Here is an 18563-nt window from a genome sequence, read left to right as displayed (position 1 = left end):
AAACAAGAAGCCTTGCGTTTGCTTGCGATCGGACGCGCTTCGCTAGACCGAGGTGATGCCTCGACCGCGTTGACACTGGCACGACAAGCCCAATCGCTGAACGTTCCTGAACGTGAATTCACCACCGGCGAGCCACGCGTTTGGCAGCTGTTGTTGGATGCCGAATCGGCGGCACGCAAAAGCGGAGTCGCGCTGACCAGCGGCACTTCACCAACCAACACATCACCCGTTCGGCAAGCCGGCGGAACCAGCGACGACATCAATGCGAGTGCCGTAGCACAGATGCTGTTCAACGGCGACCAACCCGCCAACGGCATTTCGCAAGTTCAAAACACGGAACCGCTGCCATCGAGCAACTCGAGCGTTGCGACCCAAGCCTATCAAGACGGATTGGACCTGTTGACTCAAGGTAACAAGGTCGCCGCTCGTGAAAAGTTCTTGGAAGCATGGAAATACGAAGCCGAGCTGGACCTCGATACACGCCGCCAACTGAAAGACAAATTGACGTTGTTGCAATCCAACAGCATTGGATCGATGGCGGCCAAGGACCCGAATGTCCCACTGACCGCGATCGAAAAGGCTCAAATTGAGAACCAAGAAAAGACACGTCGCATGTATCGCGAAGTGACTTCGGAATTGGCTAAAGCTCACGAGTCCAAAACAAATGCACCAATGGACGTTTTGGATCAACTCGATCGTCTGAAACGACGTGTTGAGACTTCGGATCTTGACGAAGCGAGCCGACGTTCATTGACCGTGATGGTCGACAAAGCCTTGCGAGAGCAACAACAGTATGTCGAAAGCAACCGCGCCGATATCGAATTGGAACTGGAAAACGAAACCGTTCGCACCACGATGGCGACCCAATCCCAACGCGAAGCGGCTGTGGATGACGAGATCGCAACATTGGTCGAAGAATTCAACCAACTGATCGAAGAGCGACGTTTCAACGAAGCCGAAGTGGTTGCCAAGCAAGTCGCTGAATTGAAGCCAGGTTCGCCAATCGCGATCACGATGTTCCACAACGCCCGCATGCAAGTTCGCCGCTTGATGAACCAAGAGATCAGCGACGCCAAAGAAGACGCCTTCGTCACCAACATGCTTGATGTCGAACGAGCGTCGATCGGGATCGATCCTGAACGCAACTTTGCTCTGCCAGATGCACGCGTCTGGGAAGATCTGTCGCGACGTCGATTGGCCAACACCGGCGGTGACCAACGCCTCAGTGCTCGCGAGCAAGAGATCACTCGTTCGCTATCGACCGACGTCAACGTCAAGTACCGTAACCGTCCGCTGCACGAAGTGCTCGACGAACTGTCGGCCGTCACCGGCGTTCCGATCGTGATGGATAGCCGATCGTTGTCGGCCGTCCGCGTCACCCCCGATACTCCGGTGAATCTGAATCTGCAAAAGAGCATTCCGCTCAAGAGTGCATTGAGCTTGATTCTGACCAACTTGGAACTGACCTATGTGGTTGAGAATGACGTTCTGAACATCACCAGCCTCGAAGCCAAGCGAAGCAAGGTTTATCCAAAGACCTATCGTGTGACCGACTTGGTCACTCCGATCCCGAACTTCACCAGCAGCTACGAGGATGGATTGGCAGGAGCTCTGCGAGCAGCCTATCAAATGTCCAGCCCGCACAGCGATGTCCAGATCATGCCGGTTTCGGCTACCGATTTGGGCCGCGGTATGGCCGCCAGCATGTCGCCGTCACAGATGGCACCGAACATGTTGGGACAATTTGCACCGATGGGTTCGCAAGGAGGCTTCGGCCCAGGCAATCCACCGACCGCAGCGACCGGCGGACGTGGGGGCAGCTCGTTTGCTGACTTTGGTTCGCTGATGACCCTGATTGAAACCACCGTGGTACCGGATACTTGGGAAGCCCTTGGCGGCCCGAGCACGATGGCTCCGTACCCACAAAACTTGAGCTTGGTTATCAGCACGACCAGTGACGTGCACGACCAGATCACCGACCTGTTGACGACGCTGCGTCGTCTGCAGAACCTGCAGATCACGATCGAAGTTCGCTTCATCACGCTTTCGGATACGTTCTTTGAACAGATCGGTGTCGACTTTGACGTTCAATTCGATGACAACACCAACGGCTTGCCTCAAGACGACTCGGGCCCTGGGGTCACGATCGGCTTCAACGGCCCTGGTGGAATCACCTCGGACTTGGACGTGCAATTCCAAAACAACAACTTTGGGGTCACGCCACCGTTCAGTGCTCCTGACGCCGGTGCGATCTCGACGCTTGGGTTTGCGATCCTCAGCGACATCGAAGCCTTCTTCTTCTTGCAAGCCGCCCAGGGCGACAGCCGTAACAACGTCATGCAAGCTCCGAAGGTCACGCTGTTCGACGGACAATTTGCAACGATCAGCGACGTGTCACAGCGACCGTTCGTGACCAGTATCACGCCGGTCGTCGGTGACTTTGCGGTCGCCCAACAACCGGTCATCGTGGTGCTAAACGAAGGCACGCAGTTGAACGTACAAGGGATCGTCAGCGATGACAAACGATTCGTCCGCCTGACGCTGGTTCCGTTCTTTAGCCAGATCGGCGACGTCGACACGTTCACCTTCGAAGGCCGACGTTCGACGAACACCGACAGCAACACGACTCGCGACACCAACGGTGACGGCGTGATCGACGAAAACGACGAAACCGACTCGGACACATCGAGCGACGTGGTCGAAGGTACAACGGTTCAATTGCCGACATTTGCCTTCACCCAGGTCAGCACGACGGTCAGTGTGCCGGACGGCGGTACGATTCTGCTGGGCGGAATCAAACGACTTGCCGAAGGTCGATCCGAACGCGGTCTACCGTTCTTGAGCAAGATTCCTTACATCAGCCGACTGTTCCGCAACGTTGCAACGGGCCGGGATGCACGAAGCTTGATGTTGATGGTGACTCCACGAATCATCATCCAAGAGGAAGAAGAGATCGCCCAAACCGGATTCGACCCCAACCGCTAACGTTGGCAACAAATCCAAAGCGATAACAAAAACGAAAAACGCCGGACGGAAACGCCCGGCGTTTTTTCGTGTCGTCTCAGTTACAAAATTGCTTCGAACTGATTTGTTCTGACGAACGGGTTGGGCCTGAATAAGGTTAAAAGATGAAGGGTTAGAAAATGGGGATGCACGATTGGTCCGTCGCGATCATGACCTCCCACGGTCTCTTCTTGTTTCGTTGAGGGGAGAGTGCCAGCGACGCCGACTCTTGCAGACGATGCCGATACGAATCGCGCCGAGCTCTCAGCTAACTTCGCCTGGTGACCGCATTGCAAAAGGGTCGACAGAACAAATGGTTGCGACCGCAAGAGTAAGACAGCAGTCGTGATTCACGACCGAGCGTGAACGTGCGCACGTTCCCCCATTTTTTAACCCTCCATGTTTTAACCTTTTCTGCGCAGCTCCGACGCGAATAGTTTCCACTAGAAATTTAGCGGCATCTAAGCTCGAACATATTTATGCCCCCTTAATTTTCCTGCCCAACCTTTAGCTGCACCACGAACCGCAACTGGCTCTACTGGCCACTCATGTTTTCGATGATCATTGCCAGTGCGGCGCTGACCATCGGGGTGCTCATGCTGGGTAAACGATCAGCGTCGCGAGCGGCTTGGGCGGGCGAGAGTGGCAGATGAACAAAGACGCTTTGAGTCTTCATCGCAAACGAGTGCGAGTAGTGCTGGCTCAAATATAACGCGGCGTTACATAGATAGGTGCCTGCGTGATGCGAGACTTCGCAAGGTATCCCGGCTTCGACCAGTGCGTCACGGCAACGCGGCAAGGGCAGTGAGGACTGGTAGGCGGCCGGCGCATCTTTCAGCAGCGGCGTTCCATCGCTGCGAACGTTCAATCCGATCGCTTCAAGCTTGATCAGCGTCGCCCCCGGCGCTTGGCCAAGATGGATGGCGATGTCATAGTCGTCTTGCAAATCCTTTTTCAGCTGCACGCTCATCTGCGTCAGATCCACCGGATAACGCCGGGTGGTTAAATCCGCTTGTCCGTCATACCACTGAGTCAGTTCGATCAAAGCCAACCAACTCGAGTTTTCGGTCCATCGATCGTAGGGCTCGAATGCCGTCAGAAGTACACGGGTCACAAGTTCATTCCAAGGTGATAACGCTTTGGGCTGGAAATACAGTCACTCGAAAGCATAGGTCACCTGTAAAGATAGTCGGCAAAAACTCCAAAATGTTTATGTCGGAGCGACGACAAAGCCTAAAAACTCGTGTTCGCTGACGATTCGAATCTCTCCTCCGGCGGCCTGGACCTCTCGCGCCGCCTGTTCCTTGGTGCTAATAGTGCGGCCTGATTGGATTGTCCGTTTGTCGGTCTGGCCGACGACAAGCAGATCGGTTTCACGAGTCACCGAGGTTTGACAGGTGCCGCCCAGGCGGATCGCCAGCGACTCGGCATCCTCGCGAGTGAGTTGCCGCAGTTGGCCAGTAAAGACGACGCGTTGTCCCGCCAACGGGCGAATGAACTCGGCGCGGACGAACAAACGCTGCAAATCCCACTGCTGTTTCAATTGAGCCTGGACCGCAGCGGTTTCCGCGATGCGAGATTCGGTTCGCGACGCCGAAGCGGATGAGGCTGTGCTTCGCTTGGGGCGGCGAAAATGAGATTTTGACGGGCCTCGTTTTCCCCAAGCCCCGGCGACGCCTCGGGAAAGCTTGGTCGATTGCTCGAGTTCCTCAAGCGTCCCGGCGCCGGCTTGGATCCCCGCTGCCATCAAAATCTTGGCACAGACCTGCGAATCTTCGAGCGCATCATGGTGCCGAAACCGGATCCCCAGCCAATCCGCCAACGGTTTGAGCCCAAATCGCGGCCGACTGGGCCAGACTTGGCGAGCGATTGCCCGCGTACAGGTGTACTGAAGATCAGGTACTGGAATGCGATGAGTGTGCAAACATCCCATCATCACCCCGATATCGAAGCTGGCGTTGTGAGCGACAAGGCACTCTGGTTTGTCGTCGTGAGCGCCGGACGTCAGTTTGAGGAACTCGGCAACCTCGGGCCAAAGCTCGCCAAACTCAGGTTGATCGCGAACTTGATCCGCAGAAATCCCGTGAATCTGAATGTTAGCCGGGCTAAAGTAAAACGGCTTGGGACGGATCAGCCAGACTTTCGAATCGACCACGACGCCGTCGCGAACGACGACGCCGGCAAGTTGACATGCGCTGTCGGATCGATGGGTCGCCGTTTCAAAGTCGATGGCAGTGAAATTCGCTGCAAAGTTCATCCCGGCCCCGATTCCATGACTTCAAAAACACAATTCGAAAACTGCAAACACAACAAGATAGCGATACGATAGAGAGCTCATCCCGAGGTCGCGGTTCTAAAGTGGAACTCCCGGTCTGCTTTTTCTCTCTACCGATTCCTCATGATTTTAGTTGTTCCCGACGACGGGCATACTTATTCTAAGGGGTCGTTCTCGTTTCGAGAATTCCCCTCGCCCCGTTCCGTTTGCCTCCGTTCCCCTTCGCTCCGATCCACTTGCCCCACGATGGCACTCGCAATCATCCTGCTGATTTGGTGATACACTCTCCTTCTATTCATTCCCTTTCTTTTTAACGTTCATTGCCATGCCTAATCCTAGAAATCGATTTGCCCGCAGTAAGAAACGATCACCGCGGCCGCAGCGCCGCCGACGAAGCTTAGAAAGATTGGAATCACGGCAATTGCTGGCGGTTCTGGCGGGCGAGGTTTTCCAGGACGATAACGGTGACGGCATCCACAACGCGGCCGAAGTCGGCGTACCCAATGTTCGCGTTTATGTCGATGCGAATGACAACAGCCAATTCGATGCGACTGAAACCGCGGTACAAACCGATGCTCTGGGGCAATACCAATTCGACAACCTTGCCGCGGGAACTCAGACGATACGTGTTGACTCAGGCAATCTACGACAAACCAGTCCGAGTGCCTATTTTGGCACGACCTTTTCCAACACCCCGTCTGGATCGACTCAGCTATATCAGATGAGCGAAAACGGTGAAGCGTTTTTGCTAGGAGCCCCGCAATCCACGTCGATCCGAGGACTGATTCGCACCAATAATGGCGAGTTCTTTGCAGCGGGATTCCAGGCCGGTGCCGGTTTCTATCAGATCGATCCACAAACCGGTGGCGAAACGCAGATCTCTCCACCTGGATCGGCCGGTTCTGCCGGGCTGGCCTATGACCCGCTAACCGACACGATCTACACGCTGGCGCTGACGCCGGGATCGGCCAGCATTCGCACGCTGCATACTCTCGACCGCGTGACCGGCACGTTGACAGAGGTTTCGACAAACGGGCTGGACTTGCCGGGCGGCGCCAGCGATTTGACCTTCGACACGGTTAACCGTCGCGTGGTGGGTTTCGATAATACGAATGATCAATTCCTAGCGTTTGATCTCAATGGAACCGGTCAACTGTTGGCTACGACGCAGCAGCCGATTGACAGTTTCGCGTTGGCATTCAATGGAACGGAGTTTGTCATGTTTGACAACGCCGACGCCAACAAGCAGGCGACGCTGATCGTCAACCCTGATACCGGCGTGGTCAGCAGTGGTTTTAACGCTTCGACCGCACTGGGATCCGACGCGCTCACGTTTGCCGCAGGAGGTAACGTTGCCCACCGCGTAAACCTAACCGCGGCCGACAACGTGACAGGATTCGACTTTGGCATCACGCCGCCGCCACCACCACCACCGGCGGGCGCCATCGAAGGCCAAGTCTGGTTTGATGTCAACGAAAATGGGATTCAGGAAACGAGCGAAGACAATCTAAGCGGCATCGAGATCTACATTGACGCGAACAATAACGGCGAATTGGATCTTGGCGAACGGACCCAAACCACGGATGATGTCGGACGCTATGCTTTCACCGATGTTGCCGTCGGCGACTACACGGTTCGCCAAGTGATTCCACGCGGCTTCTACCAATCGTCGCCGAACGCTTATTTTGGCACCTCGTATCCTGCCAACAGCGACAAAACCCAGCTATTTGAAATGTCGTTGGATGGCACGGTACGCCGGATCGGCACTCCATCGACTCGGCCGATCTACGGATTGGTGCGAACCAATGACGGCACGTTCTACGGATCGAATTTTGTCACCGATTCGATCTATACGATTGATCCGCTGACCGGCCAAGAAAGTTTGGTCGCGACGCTGGCGAACGAAATTGCGGCGGGGCTCGCCTACGATGCATCGACCGACACGATCTATACGGTCACTCGCAGTGCAATCGCACCAAGCGAACAACAACTCGCAATCTTTGATCGCACCAGCGGTCTGTTGGTCCCCGTCGGTACCTCGCTTGGCGGGCTGGGTAACGTCAGCGATTTAACGTTCGATTCCGTCAACCAACGCATCGTCGGATTTGACAATACAAACGATCGCTTCTTTGAATTCGACCTGCTTGGCAATGGTCAACTGCTTGGCACTGCCTCACGAACGCTGGACAGTTTTTCGTTGTCGTTCAATGGCACTCAATTTGTGATGTTGGATCAAGGCAGCGCGGGTCAACGCACGGCACTGTTTGCCAATCCCGACACCGGGCAAATCACCGCTGGATTCTCGGCATCCGAAGCGGTGCCATCGGAGTCGTTGTTCTACTCGCGACTTGGCGACGTGGCGCATCGTGTCACGGTCACCGATCGCGCCGCGATCACTGCTGATTTCGCACTGACCAATGCCATTATCGGCGTAACGGTCACCGAGACCGATTTCGAAACCGTGTTTTCGTCGTCGGTTCGACGAGACGAATTCCTGATCACGCTAGACACGCGGCCCGCGACCGATGTGGCTATTAATATCACGACAAATCCGCTGCAACTTTTGCCAGTAACATCCAGCTTGGTATTTACGCCTGACAATTGGCAAATTCCGCAAACAGTCGCGATTGATCTTGTTGATTCCGCACCGCTTGGGATGTCGGACATCGTGATCTCGGTTGACGCGACGCTTTCGGATCCCGCTTGGGTCAACCTGCCTGCGTCAACCATCACGGCTCGGATCGAGCCCGAGGTCCGCCCTGGCGAATTGGTGATCAACGAGTTTTACGGCGACACCAACCCTTACATTGAACTGCGAGGTCCCAAGGGAGGACGAATTGGTGACAACACTTACTTTGTGATTGTCCGCGAAGACTTTTTAAACGAAGGGGAAGTGGGGCAAGTTTTTGATCTCAGCAATCAGCCGCTCGGTGACAATGGTTTCCTGGCGATTATCACGTCGGGTAATATTTACGACATCGATCCCGAATCAGCTGTGCTGCAATCGACGACCACGGACTTCTCGGGACTGCCCGGCGGAATTCACACCAGCGACTCTGCAGTGTTTTCATCCAGCGGCGGTTGGACCTACATGTTGATCCAAAGCGATGTCGCCCCGACGATTGCGGACGATATTGACCTCGACAATGATGGTCTGATTGACAACGACGGTGTCGCGAGCGAATGGAAAACGTTTGATTCGTTCTCCCTGCAAAGTTTTTCCACGAGTGTGGATGTTGCTTATGGCAATATCGTTTTTGTTGATGGAAGCCTCGGATCCAAACGCATCACCACACGTCCAGGCGTTCCCATCGTGTACAGTAACGACGTTGAATACGCGGGCCGAATTGGCGATTCGATTGGCAGCGATGTCGAGGATTGGGTCGCAGGTCGAACCCAAGGCTCGTCCACCGATCTAAGCATCGTCTCGGGCTTCTTTGGTCCGCCCGCCCCCGTCCAGTTCCAAGGTTTGCCGCTTGACCACTTGGGCACCAGCAACTTCGTCGGCGGTGTTCGCGGAACGTTGTTCGAGAGCCCTCCGCAAGGCGATGGTCCATCACGCGATCCAGTGCCTGCAGCCGGTTTGACCGTTTTTGCCGACACCAATCAGAACGGCACCCTCGATGTTTTGACGCATGTCGTTGAACCCGATGACTTGATCGAACGAGATCCGATTAGTGGCGTCGTGATCGAAAAAAATCTGCTGCACGCGGCGCCTGGGGTTTCGATCAGCGAAGTGACTTTTGGCGACAACTTTGACGACAACGTAACCTCGGAAAACCAATACAATTTCCCGATCACGCTACAGAACCGTATTTTTGCCCGTGGCGGGATCGATTGGTTCACCAGCAGCAGTCGGCTTCGCTTCGATTTCTTTCGCCCCGTGTCAGCCATCGCGATTGATGCGATTGCCAACGACTCGTCGCTGAGCGTGACATACGGTCGGCTCGAAGCCTACAACGCAGCCGGAGAGTTGCTCGGGTTCGTCCGCAGCAATCGGTTGATCAGCAGTGCGAGAGAAACGATTTCTCTGTCGTTTCCGACCGAAGAAATCGCTTACGCGCTTGCTTATAGCGACAACTTCCAAGGCGGCACCTCTTTCGGACGCTTTGACCGTCTGGTTTACACGCAAAGTGAACCCTTTGACGTTACCGATGAAAACGGGGTTTACGAGATCACCAATCTGTTCCCAGGTGCTTATGACATCACCGTCGAAAGCACCTCTGGGATCACACCGTTGGTCGGAGCCGAACCGAAACCGATCGAAGTAACTCGATACGAGAACTTTGAATTTATTGATGACGTCCGAGGCAACTCTGCGCCGACGGTGCAGAACGAAACCCGCTTTACCATTCAAGAGGACATTGCGTCCGGAGAGGTCTTTGGCACGATCGTCGCCAGCGACATTGATGGCCAGGAGATTCGATTCTCGCTGCTCAACAACACGGACGCCAACGGTGCCGACCTTGGCATTGTCATTCACCCTTTCACGGGGGAATTAAGCTTTGCCTCCGGCGCCCATCCCGATTTTGAAACCAGTCCCGAAGTCCGCTTCAGCGTGCTGGTCACCGACTCGCTAAACGCGTCGGCGATCTCACGTGTGGTGTTGACCGTTGAGGATGTGAACGAAGCTCCCGTCGTGAATCGTGAACCATTGTTGATCCCCGAAGGCTCAACGCCAGGCGATGAAGTTGGGGTAATCGCAGCTGTCGAACCCGACACCGAACGCAATCAAACACTGTCCTTTACCGTCACCGGCGGGACGGCCGCTTCGATCCTAGATGTGCATCCCACCACCGGAGTCGTCCGCCTAAAAGATACAGCCGTGATCGACTTTGAAACCGCCAATGTTTTGACATTGGATCTCGAGGTCAGCGACAGTGCGGTCCCGCCCGCGGTAACGACGTTTACCAAACAGATCGTCATCGAGGACGAAAACGATGCACCGCAGCTTCGCACCACGTCGCTTTCCATTGCTGAAAACACGACAGGACAAATCGCGTCGCTCCAGGTCAACGATTCGGATGTTGGCCAAAGTCACCGATTCGAGATCACCGGTGGATCAGGATCGGGGCTGTTTCGACTGACCCGCGGTGGCCAACTTTTCGTTCTGGAATCGACGGAACTCGATTTCGAGACCGAATCGAGCTACACGCTTGATATTCTTGTCGCCGACAACGGTACCCCGCCGCTGTCGACCCGAACCACGATGAATATCGAGATCACTGACATCAATGAATCCGCCACGCTCAACACCAATAGCGTGGATCTGCCCGAAAACGCCGCAGCGAATGATCTGGTGACGATTCTGTCAGTGGTTGATCCCGAAGGGGCTCCGGCCATTCACACGATCGCGATGGTGCCCACAAATGCCGCAGCGAACTTTGTCTTCGATCCTGCAACCGGCGAACTGCGAGTCGCGGAGAACGCCAACCTCGACTTTGAATCACGTCGTGTCATTGAACTGCCATTCGATATCACCGACACCACCGGCCAGAGCGAAACGCTCCGGCAAACATTGCGAATCCAAGTGCTCGATCGCAACGATGCCCCGGTGATTTTGACGAACCAGTTCAATGTTTCCGAAGCCGCCCAACCAGGTGACGAGGTCGCTTTGATTCGGTTTAGTGACGCTGACCGAGGCGATTCAGTGACGTTGTCGATCAACGGCGGAACCGCCTCAGAATTGTTTGTGATCAACCCTAGTACGGGTAGATTGCGTGTGGCTGCGGGTGCCGAATTTGACGCCGAAACGGTGCCCGATCTGACACTTGAAATTCGCGCTGTCGACACACGAGGCGGCGTGCAAGTGAAGACGATTGATGTGCATGTCAATAACGTCAACGAGGCGCCGGTATTCACGACCACATTGAATATCCCGAGCGCAGAAAGCGGCAAACGATTCCACTTCCAACTGCCTGATAATTTTGTTTCCGATCCCGAGGGCGGATCGTTCACGATCACCGTGTTCGATGCCAACGGATTCCTTCCGCCGTGGCTGCGATTTGATGCTGCCACGCAAACGTTTACTGGAACCCCATCGCCAACGATGGTGGGAAGCTATCCGTTGACGATCCGGGCCTTCGAAGCCGGATTGGTTGACTTGTTCAACACCTTCTCGTTCACAATCGACGTCGGCTTTGGTCAAACACCATTCAAAAAACAAGCCGATCCGCTGGATGTGGACGATAACGGTAATGTCACCACCAATGACGCGCTTCGCGTGATTAACTTTATTAATCTCAATGGTGCTGGGCCGATCACGACGATCCCTAGTTCGTTCAACGGTTTTGTGGATGTCAATGGTGACAACCTCGTCACGGCGTTGGACGCTCTATTGGTGATCAACGGGCTAAAACTGCGAACGGCCTCGGCTGAATCCGAGTTCCTCGCGCCGCCATCGGTCGTTGCCCAAGACGATCTTGATGACCGGGACAAAGCCAACGATTTGGCGCTTGCCGATCTGTTGTCCGAATCGACACTGTTCTGATCAAGAACTGCTGTTTCTGCTACGATACCCACGATTGACAGTGATCAAACGTGGAACAGGTAATGGAAACTGAGGGCTCAGCGACGAACGCTTCCAAGTCGTTAGATCTGGAAGCAATCGACCCACGCGATGTGCTGCGCGAACGTTTCCAACTTCGCTCGTTTCGACGCGGCCAGCGGGCTGTCATCCAGCGGCTTCTGCAGGGCCGCTGCGTGGCTGCGGTATTCCCCACCGGCGGTGGCAAAAGCCTTTGCTATCAATTGCCGAGCTTGCTATTTCCCGGCATCACGATTGTGGTATCGCCGCTGATTGCGTTGATGAAAGACCAATGCGACTCGCTGCAAAAGCGGGGCATCGGCGCGATCCGGCTCGATTCAACTCAAACGGCTGCCGAGTTTCGCGATGCCGTGCAGAGCATCCGCGATGGGCATGTCAAACTGCTGTACGTCGCTCCGGAACGTTTTTTCAACGAACAGTTTATCGCGTTACTATCGACGCTGCGGATATCGCTGTTTGCGATTGACGAGGCGCATTGCATCAGCCAGTGGGGGCACAACTTTCGCCCCGACTATTTGAAATTGGCGGAATTAACTCAGCGATTTTCGGCCGAACGGATTCTGGCGTTGACCGCGACCGCGACGCCGAGCGTTTTGGCCGACATCCGAAAGGCGTTTGGGATCGCCAGCCGGGATGCGATTCGAACTCCATTCCATCGCCCGAACCTGCATTTGCGAAGCATCGTTTTAGACAGCGAAGCTCAATACCCACACCTGCGTTCTCAAATCAATTCGCGGCCTGCCGGCGCCACGCTTGTTTATGTCACCACGCAACGTGCTGCTGAGGACATCGCTGAGCGTCTCGTTGACGATGGCATCCGCGCCACCGCCTACCATGCCGGTCTGGAAATCGACAGACGCATGCAGGTGCAACAATCATTTCAGAAGTCAAAGAAGGACGTGGTGGTTGCCACGATCGCCTTTGGGATGGGCATCGACAAGTCGAATATTCGCTACGTCTATCACTTCAATCCGCCCAAATCGCTCGAAGCCTACGCCCAAGAAATCGGCCGTGCAGGGCGAGACGGAAAACCATCGCTGTGTGAACTGATCGTTGTTCCGGAGGACCGAGTCACGATCGACAACTTTGCTTATGGTGACACGCCTTCGCGATCAGCCGTGCGTCAGATGATCGCGTTACTGCAAGGCAATCGTGACGAATTCTTTGTGTCGCAATACCGCTTGTCCGCGGAATCCGATATCCGCATTTCGGTCGTCCGCACCTTGTTGACCTACTTGGAACTGGACGGCTACTTACAAGCAACATCACCTCGCTACGAAAAGTACAAGATCCACCCCATCGTCACTTTAAATTCAATTTTGAAACAAGTCGATGATCAACGACGGCCCTTCATTGCGGCTGTGTTGTCTCATTTAACCAAAGGGCGAACGTGGTTCATATTGAATGTCACGTTGGCGGCCAATCGATTGCAAACCGATCGTAAATCGATCGTATCGGCGATCCAGTGGATGGCCGAGCGTGGTTGGCTCGAGGTCAAAGTCAGTGATCTTGTGCACGGATATCGCTGGATCAAGGAGCCCAAGAACGCAAACCGTCTGGCAGACAAATTGACCGAGCGGATGGTGCAGCGCGAAGCCAGTGAAGTGAATCGGCTCGATGCGGTGTTGCAATTGGCCGCAGCTCGGTCGTGCCAAGCCGCCACGCTTGCGGCCCATTTTGGCGACGAGATCAAACAGGATTGCGGTCACTGCAGCTACTGTCTTGGTGAGGGACCGTTTGAGATCCCGCAGGCATCGCCACGATCACTCGGCGGATCGGCGCCCCGGATCGTCGACGAGATGATTGCAAAGTACCCCGATCGCATGGTCACCGCACGACAACGAGCAAGATTTTTGTGCGGATTGTCGACGCCCGCAATGATTCGGTCGCGGATGACACGTGAACCGCACTTTGGGGTATGCAGCGAAATGCCGTTTGCCGACGTGTTACGAGATGTGGGAGGCGAACGCGACTAAGGACGGTTGGCGTTGACGAGTTGGCTGTGGATATGCGCTGCGGTGGATTCCGCGTCGAGCGGTTCGCTGACCTCGATCGTGCGAATTTCGGCAAACGACCGAAACCATGTCTCCTGGCGTCTTGCCATTTGACGCGTATGGGCTGCAATTTCTTGCTTTGTCTGCTGGAGGTCTCCCGACTGTGTCAAACACTCGATCAACTCGCGATACCCGACGGCCTGGGCCGCGGTTCGCGAAAGTTCACCATATTTCGCGGTCAGCCCACGGACTTCGTCAACAAAACCGTGGACGAACATCTGTTCGACTCGCTGGTTGATCCGATCATGCAATTGTTTGCGATCCCACCCCAACCGGAACACGTTGCAATCCGATGCGTCACGCACTTGATCAAATTGGAGCTGTCGATGACTCAGTGGTTGACCGGTTTGGTAGGCCACTTCGAGCGCGCGGATCATTCGCCGCACGTCGCCTGGATCAATGCGATGGGCAGCCAAAGGATCGACTTGTTGCAACCGCTTTCGCAGCGCCGCAATTCCAAACTGCTCGACATCTTTCGTGACCGATTGGCGAAACGCCTCATCCGCGGGCGGGCCGGGATCAAATCCTCGCAGCACGCCTTTGAGAAACATCGGAGTGCCGCCGACAAAGATTGCCGGTTTCCCCTCGGCCGCAAGTCGATCGACGATCGCGTGGGCGGCTTGCAAGTAACACACCACGCTGAATTCATCGGTGGGATCGACCAAGTCGATCAGGTGATGCGGCACGCTTTGGCGATCTTCGCGAGTCGGCTTCGCACTGCCGATGTCCATGTCGCGGTACACGGCCACCGAATCGAGCGAGAGCACCTCGCCCCCAATAATCCGAGCCAACTGCATCGCGACAGCGCTTTTGCCCGATGCAGTGGGTCCAGTGATCATGATGGCACGATCAACCAGCGGCGGGAACGTGGTCGGTTCCGATTGTACGTTCGTCCGCTCAGTCATTTTGCCACAAGCATTCTTTCACGAGCATTTTTTCAAGAGCACTTTTTCACAAGGCCAGCCTACTCACAATGATGGGGGCATCCACTGTCTGTACCCGAGAACCATTATAAACCGGTGTCAAACCGGTTGCGAAATTACGCAAATGGAATCGTGAGATCGCTGTCCACTACTCTTCGTTGCTTAGACTTGGACTTCGAAAATAGCTTCGATTTCCACGGAGATTCCACCCGGCAATGCGTTGGTCCCCAAGGCACTTCGCGCGGCCACACCGGCGTCTTCGCCAAACACGTCGCGGAACAGTTCGCTACAACCGTTGATTACCGCAGGCTGCTTATCGAAGTCGTCGGTACAGCGAACCAAGCCGAGCAGTTTGACCAAACGAGTGACCTTGTCGAGGCTGCCCAGATGAGTTTGTAGCGTTGCCAACATGCCCATCCCGGTCAACCGAGCTGCTTCGTAACCAGCGTCGACATCCATATCCAAGCCAAGCCGTCCGGTGATCAAGGATTTATCGGGCTTCAGCGGGCCGTGGCCCGACAGATAGGCCATGTTTCCCGCGATCACGAGCGGTTTGTAAACGCCAACCGGTTTGGGTGGCGTGGGCAGTTCGATTCCGAGTTCTTTTAGCTTTGCTTCGGCACTCATCAGATTGGAGACTCCGAGTTGGATCGAGGGAGGGGTTGGGAATGGCGAGTCGATATGACGTCGGTCAAGAAGCAAAGCGTACCCGGTTCGCGCACGCTTTCCAACGCGTCTGCGGCTCGCATTTTCAAGAAGACTTTTTTCCATAGACCGAGTCGGGGTCGACCAATCGCTCGTCGGCCACCACTGCGGTACCATCCGCCCCGACCGTGCGAAAGAAGCAGCTTTGGAAACCTTCGTGACACGCGGCTCCCTTCTGCTGAACTTTCAACAGGATCGTATCGGCGTCACAATCCACACGAATTTCGACAACCCGTTGCTGATGCCCACTCGTTTCGCCTTTTCGCCACAGCTGGTTGCGACTGCGGCTGAAATAAACCGCGTAACCCGATTGCAGCGTTTCTTGCCAAGCTTCGTGATTCATCCACGCCATCATCAACACACGATTGCTGGCGGCGTCTTGGGCAATCGCCGGCAACAAGCCGTTGGTACCGCGGTTGAAATTGGGAATCGCAGAATCATCGGTGGACATGGCGAATCAGTATTGTTTCTTGAAAGTGAGAGGATTTGATGATGCAGCCAGCCCCTTCGGGTTGGTGCCGCAAAGCATTTCACAGCGTTGCCGTTAGGCAGCAGCGTTGCCGTTTGGGGCAGCGAACAAACGCATTATAGAGCGAACCCGCAGCAGCGGAACGACTGGAACATTCGGATTCATACGTACTTGCATGCATTGCGATCCTGCGGGCTGCCGAAGACTAGCACTACAGGTTAGACCCGAATCGTGAAGCGATGTTCGTGAAGCCAGCTTCAACGGGCGAAACCTAAAAACAGCCAGAGTCGCAGAGTGCAGCCCGCAAGCTTCCTGTCCGCGTCCTTGCTGGTAGTGGCTTTCCCGCACCACCGATTTTCAGGACCGGAGTTTGATGCATCATGTCCACCCCCGCCAAGCTTTCCGTTGTCCTTGTGGTTCGCGATGGTGAAAACCGGATCGTCGCTCGAGTCGAAAAAGTGATCGTAGGACTCGCCAAACTGACGCGTGATACGGTGGAAGTCGTGGTCGTGGATGATGGCAGCCGCGATGCGACCCCCGAGGTCCTCGACAAACTGCAACAAGAATGCCCTCAAGTCCGCGTGGTACGCCATAGCCGGCCGCGGGGGCTGGAGGCGGCTGGGCAAACCGGACTCGAACGAGCCACAGGCGAATTGGTGTTCATCCAAGAATCCGATACATCGATTCGCATCGAGGACGTGCAGAGATTGTTAGAGCTGAGCGAAGATCACTCGGTGGTTGCAGCGCGAGCCGAGAGCAAAACCGAACCGATCGCCGCCGAGTTGCTGCGGCGTCTGCGAGCCTGGGGAACGTCCGCCGACTTGCAGATGGACGACGCACCCGAGGGCGACGAAACATCCTGCCTACAAATGGTCCGCCGCCCCCATCTACAGCGACTCGCCGGTCCCAGCGGAGACAGAATTCGATTGCAGGGCGAAACATTGCGAACGGCGTCGCTGGTCAACTAAACCGCGATACGCTAAGCCAGGTAGGCAGCTAAGCAGGAATCATTGGGTACAACCGGTTGGCCGCTTTGGCGCTAGCCACGGTTCCGACATTCAACCGGGGCTAGCAGGCTGTTGATTGAGTCGTACGATGGACTTCCTAGTCCGTCGAATACCCCCATGACGGACGAGGTAATCCATCAGCCACCTCTTGCCACAGGAAACTGCATTAAATCAACCGGGGCAAGCGTCCAAGCGGCTAACGTGATTCACCCAATGATTCCTGCCTACCTGCTTCGTCGTTTAGACGTACGCCCTGAAGCGTTTTCCGAATCCGTTGGTGTTTTTTAGCGAAGCGGAGGTCACGCGAGACCTCTCGCTACGAAATGCTATTTGCCCAAGCCTAAATCGTTGAGTTCGCTGGCCCACGACTCCCAGTCGTCCGCTGCGTTTTCAAAATCGGCCTGCATCCACCGCACCGGAGTCTCTGGCAATACACGCGGTGGAAATTTGGCATCGCGAAAGAGCGGCAATTGACTGCTGTCGCCCATCGCCAAGCGGTCTTCGGTTTCGGGGCGAACCAAATAATCCGCCAACAATCCGGCGGCGACCGAGTGGGGCGCGTTCTTTAGCACCGCAATCGTATTGGGGATTCGCAACGTCCCAGGTTGATCGGACGATTGATCCGGATAAACGATTGCCACCGAGCGGCCCAAATCGCGTTCGATGACCGCATCGTCGGTATCAGTTAAGCCCCAGGCGACCGTACCCGACGAAACGGCTTGAGCCACTTGTTTGTTGCCTGACAGGATCACCGCGTTGTCACGAATTTGAGTCAGTAGTTTGAGTGTCGCTTCCCGTCCCTGGATTTCACGCAAAACCGCGAAATGCGTTGCCGTGGTACCAAACAACGGCCGCGCCATCGCACATTGCCCCTTCCATTTTTCGTCGGCCAAATCGGCAACCGAATCTGGATACTCGCTGGCGTCCGGGATCAGATCGGTGTTCACCAGCAACACGCGAGCTCGGGCGGCAAATCCACACCATGTCCCATCGCTGGCGATCATATCGGAGGGCCACCCTGGATCAACATTCCAGGACCGTTTCTCGAGCAGCCCCAATTTCTGCAGCCGCACGGTATGCATGATTTCATTGTTCCAAAACAAATCGCACACCGGCGCGTCTTGCTCCGCAATGATGCGGTTGACCAACCCCACCGTCTTGGTCGATTCGACATCAAACTTGCGAATCACACTGGTTTCCTGATCCGTCGAGCGCTCGAACGCATCCAAGATTGGGGCGGCAAACTCTTCGTCCAGTGCCGAGTAGACCACGACATCACTCTCGGCGCGTTGGACGCAACCGCTCGCAGAGAGCAGTGCTGAACAGAGAACCAGAAACGAAGTAAACTGAGCGTATGAATGGAACACTATTTCAAATCGGGTTGGTGGCAGGGGTGCTTTTCAGCGGGATGGCTCACGCCACCCACGCAGACGACTTTGTCAAAGCGAGGGGTCAACATATCGAAATCACTTCGGATGTCGCATCGGAATCCGAGATCAACCAATGGGTCAGCTCGTTTGATTCGGCCGTTGACCAATGGCGTGCGTTTTGGGGACTGCCCGAACATGCCCTCGATTCAT

10 protein-coding genes and 1 pseudogene are annotated in these 18563 nt (G+C 55.4%); 5 read left to right on the top strand and 6 right to left on the bottom strand.

The features are described from left to right. The coding region (locus RMSM_RS33245) for a general secretion pathway protein GspD (protein WP_081614425.1) at positions 1 to 2985 on the top strand (2985 nt) is incomplete at its 5' end. Positions 2986 to 3538: 553 nt separating this feature from the next. On the opposite strand, the gene RMSM_RS33240 is transcribed toward RMSM_RS33245, so the two are convergent. Then, positions 3539 to 4117 (bottom strand): pyroglutamyl-peptidase I, encoded by a 579-nt coding sequence (locus tag RMSM_RS33240; protein ID WP_008708135.1) that lies wholly within the window; start codon positions 4115 to 4117, stop codon positions 3539 to 3541. 96 nt (positions 4118 to 4213) lie between these two features. Then, positions 4214 to 5260, bottom strand: a complete 1047-nt coding sequence (locus tag RMSM_RS33235) for an exonuclease domain-containing protein (RefSeq protein WP_008708132.1) — start codon at positions 5258 to 5260, stop codon at positions 4214 to 4216. Between the two features lie 343 nt (positions 5261 to 5603). On the opposite strand from RMSM_RS33235, the gene RMSM_RS33230 reads away from it, so the two are divergent. Beyond that, positions 5604 to 11768 (top strand): cadherin domain-containing protein, encoded by a 6165-nt coding sequence (locus RMSM_RS33230; protein WP_081614424.1) that lies wholly within the window; start codon positions 5604 to 5606, stop codon positions 11766 to 11768. Positions 11769 to 11830: 62 nt separating this feature from the next. Further along, positions 11831 to 13801 (top strand): RecQ family ATP-dependent DNA helicase, encoded by a 1971-nt coding sequence (locus RMSM_RS33225; RefSeq protein WP_063870294.1) that lies wholly within the window; start codon positions 11831 to 11833, stop codon positions 13799 to 13801. Here the strand turns inward: RMSM_RS33225 and miaA are convergent. From miaA to hisI, 3 genes are all read right to left on the bottom strand, one after another. Beyond that, positions 13798 to 14718 (bottom strand): tRNA (adenosine(37)-N6)-dimethylallyltransferase MiaA, encoded by a 921-nt coding sequence (gene miaA / locus RMSM_RS33220; RefSeq protein ID WP_236622405.1) that lies wholly within the window; start codon positions 14716 to 14718, stop codon positions 13798 to 13800. The genes RMSM_RS33225 and miaA overlap by 4 nt on opposite strands. Before the next feature lie 246 nt (positions 14719 to 14964). After that, positions 14965 to 15429 (bottom strand): RidA family protein, encoded by a 465-nt coding sequence (locus tag RMSM_RS33215; protein WP_008708124.1) that lies wholly within the window; start codon positions 15427 to 15429, stop codon positions 14965 to 14967. A 124-nt stretch (positions 15430 to 15553) separates the two neighbouring features. Further along, positions 15554 to 15958, bottom strand: coding sequence for a phosphoribosyl-AMP cyclohydrolase (gene hisI / locus RMSM_RS33210; protein WP_008708122.1), 405 nt, complete (start codon positions 15956 to 15958; stop codon positions 15554 to 15556). A gap of 398 nt (positions 15959 to 16356) precedes the next feature. On the opposite strand from hisI, the gene RMSM_RS37675 reads away from it, so the two are divergent. After that, positions 16357 to 16944 carry a glycosyltransferase family 2 protein gene (locus RMSM_RS37675; protein WP_008708120.1) on the top strand — a complete coding sequence of 196 codons (588 nt, stop codon included), beginning with the start codon at positions 16357 to 16359 and terminating at the stop codon, positions 16942 to 16944. A gap of 365 nt (positions 16945 to 17309) precedes the next feature. Here RMSM_RS37675 and RMSM_RS33200 read toward each other — a convergent pair whose 3' ends face one another. Then, a complete protein-coding gene (locus RMSM_RS33200; RefSeq protein ID WP_008708117.1) occupies positions 17310 to 18350 on the bottom strand; it encodes an extracellular solute-binding protein in 1041 nt (346 codons plus the stop codon). On the opposite strand from RMSM_RS33200, the pseudogene RMSM_RS40320 reads away from it, so the two are divergent. Continuing rightward, positions 18338 to 18563: pseudogene (locus RMSM_RS40320) on the top strand (hypothetical protein); the annotation flags it as partial. The gene RMSM_RS33200 and the pseudogene RMSM_RS40320 sit on opposite strands and share 13 nt — an antisense overlap.

Origin of the sequence: Rhodopirellula maiorica SM1 (assembly GCF_000346295.1) — a bacterium.
GTDB classification, from domain to species: domain Bacteria; phylum Planctomycetota; class Planctomycetia; order Pirellulales; family Pirellulaceae; genus Novipirellula; species Novipirellula maiorica.
Note: the sequence above shows the minus strand (reverse complement) of the source record. Positions and strands in the feature narration are given on the sequence as shown.

Excerpts from the sequence above, each read along its gene's own strand:
- RMSM_RS33230 (WP_081614424.1), top strand. The coding sequence starts at position 5,604 with ATGCCTAATCCTAGAAATCGATTTGCCCGCAGTAAGAAACGATCACCG.
- RMSM_RS37675 (WP_008708120.1), top strand. The coding sequence starts at position 16,357 with ATGTCCACCCCCGCCAAGCTTTCCGTTGTCCTTGTGGTTCGCGATGGT.
- RMSM_RS33215 (WP_008708124.1), bottom strand. The coding sequence starts at position 15,429 with ATGAGTGCCGAAGCAAAGCTAAAAGAACTCGGAATCGAACTGCCCACG.
- hisI (WP_008708122.1), bottom strand. The coding sequence starts at position 15,958 with ATGTCCACCGATGATTCTGCGATTCCCAATTTCAACCGCGGTACCAAC.
- RMSM_RS33225 (WP_063870294.1), top strand. The coding sequence starts at position 11,831 with ATGGAAACTGAGGGCTCAGCGACGAACGCTTCCAAGTCGTTAGATCTG.
- miaA (WP_236622405.1), bottom strand. The coding sequence starts at position 14,718 with ATGATCACTGGACCCACTGCATCGGGCAAAAGCGCTGTCGCGATGCAG.
- RMSM_RS33235 (WP_008708132.1), bottom strand. The coding sequence starts at position 5,260 with ATGAACTTTGCAGCGAATTTCACTGCCATCGACTTTGAAACGGCGACC.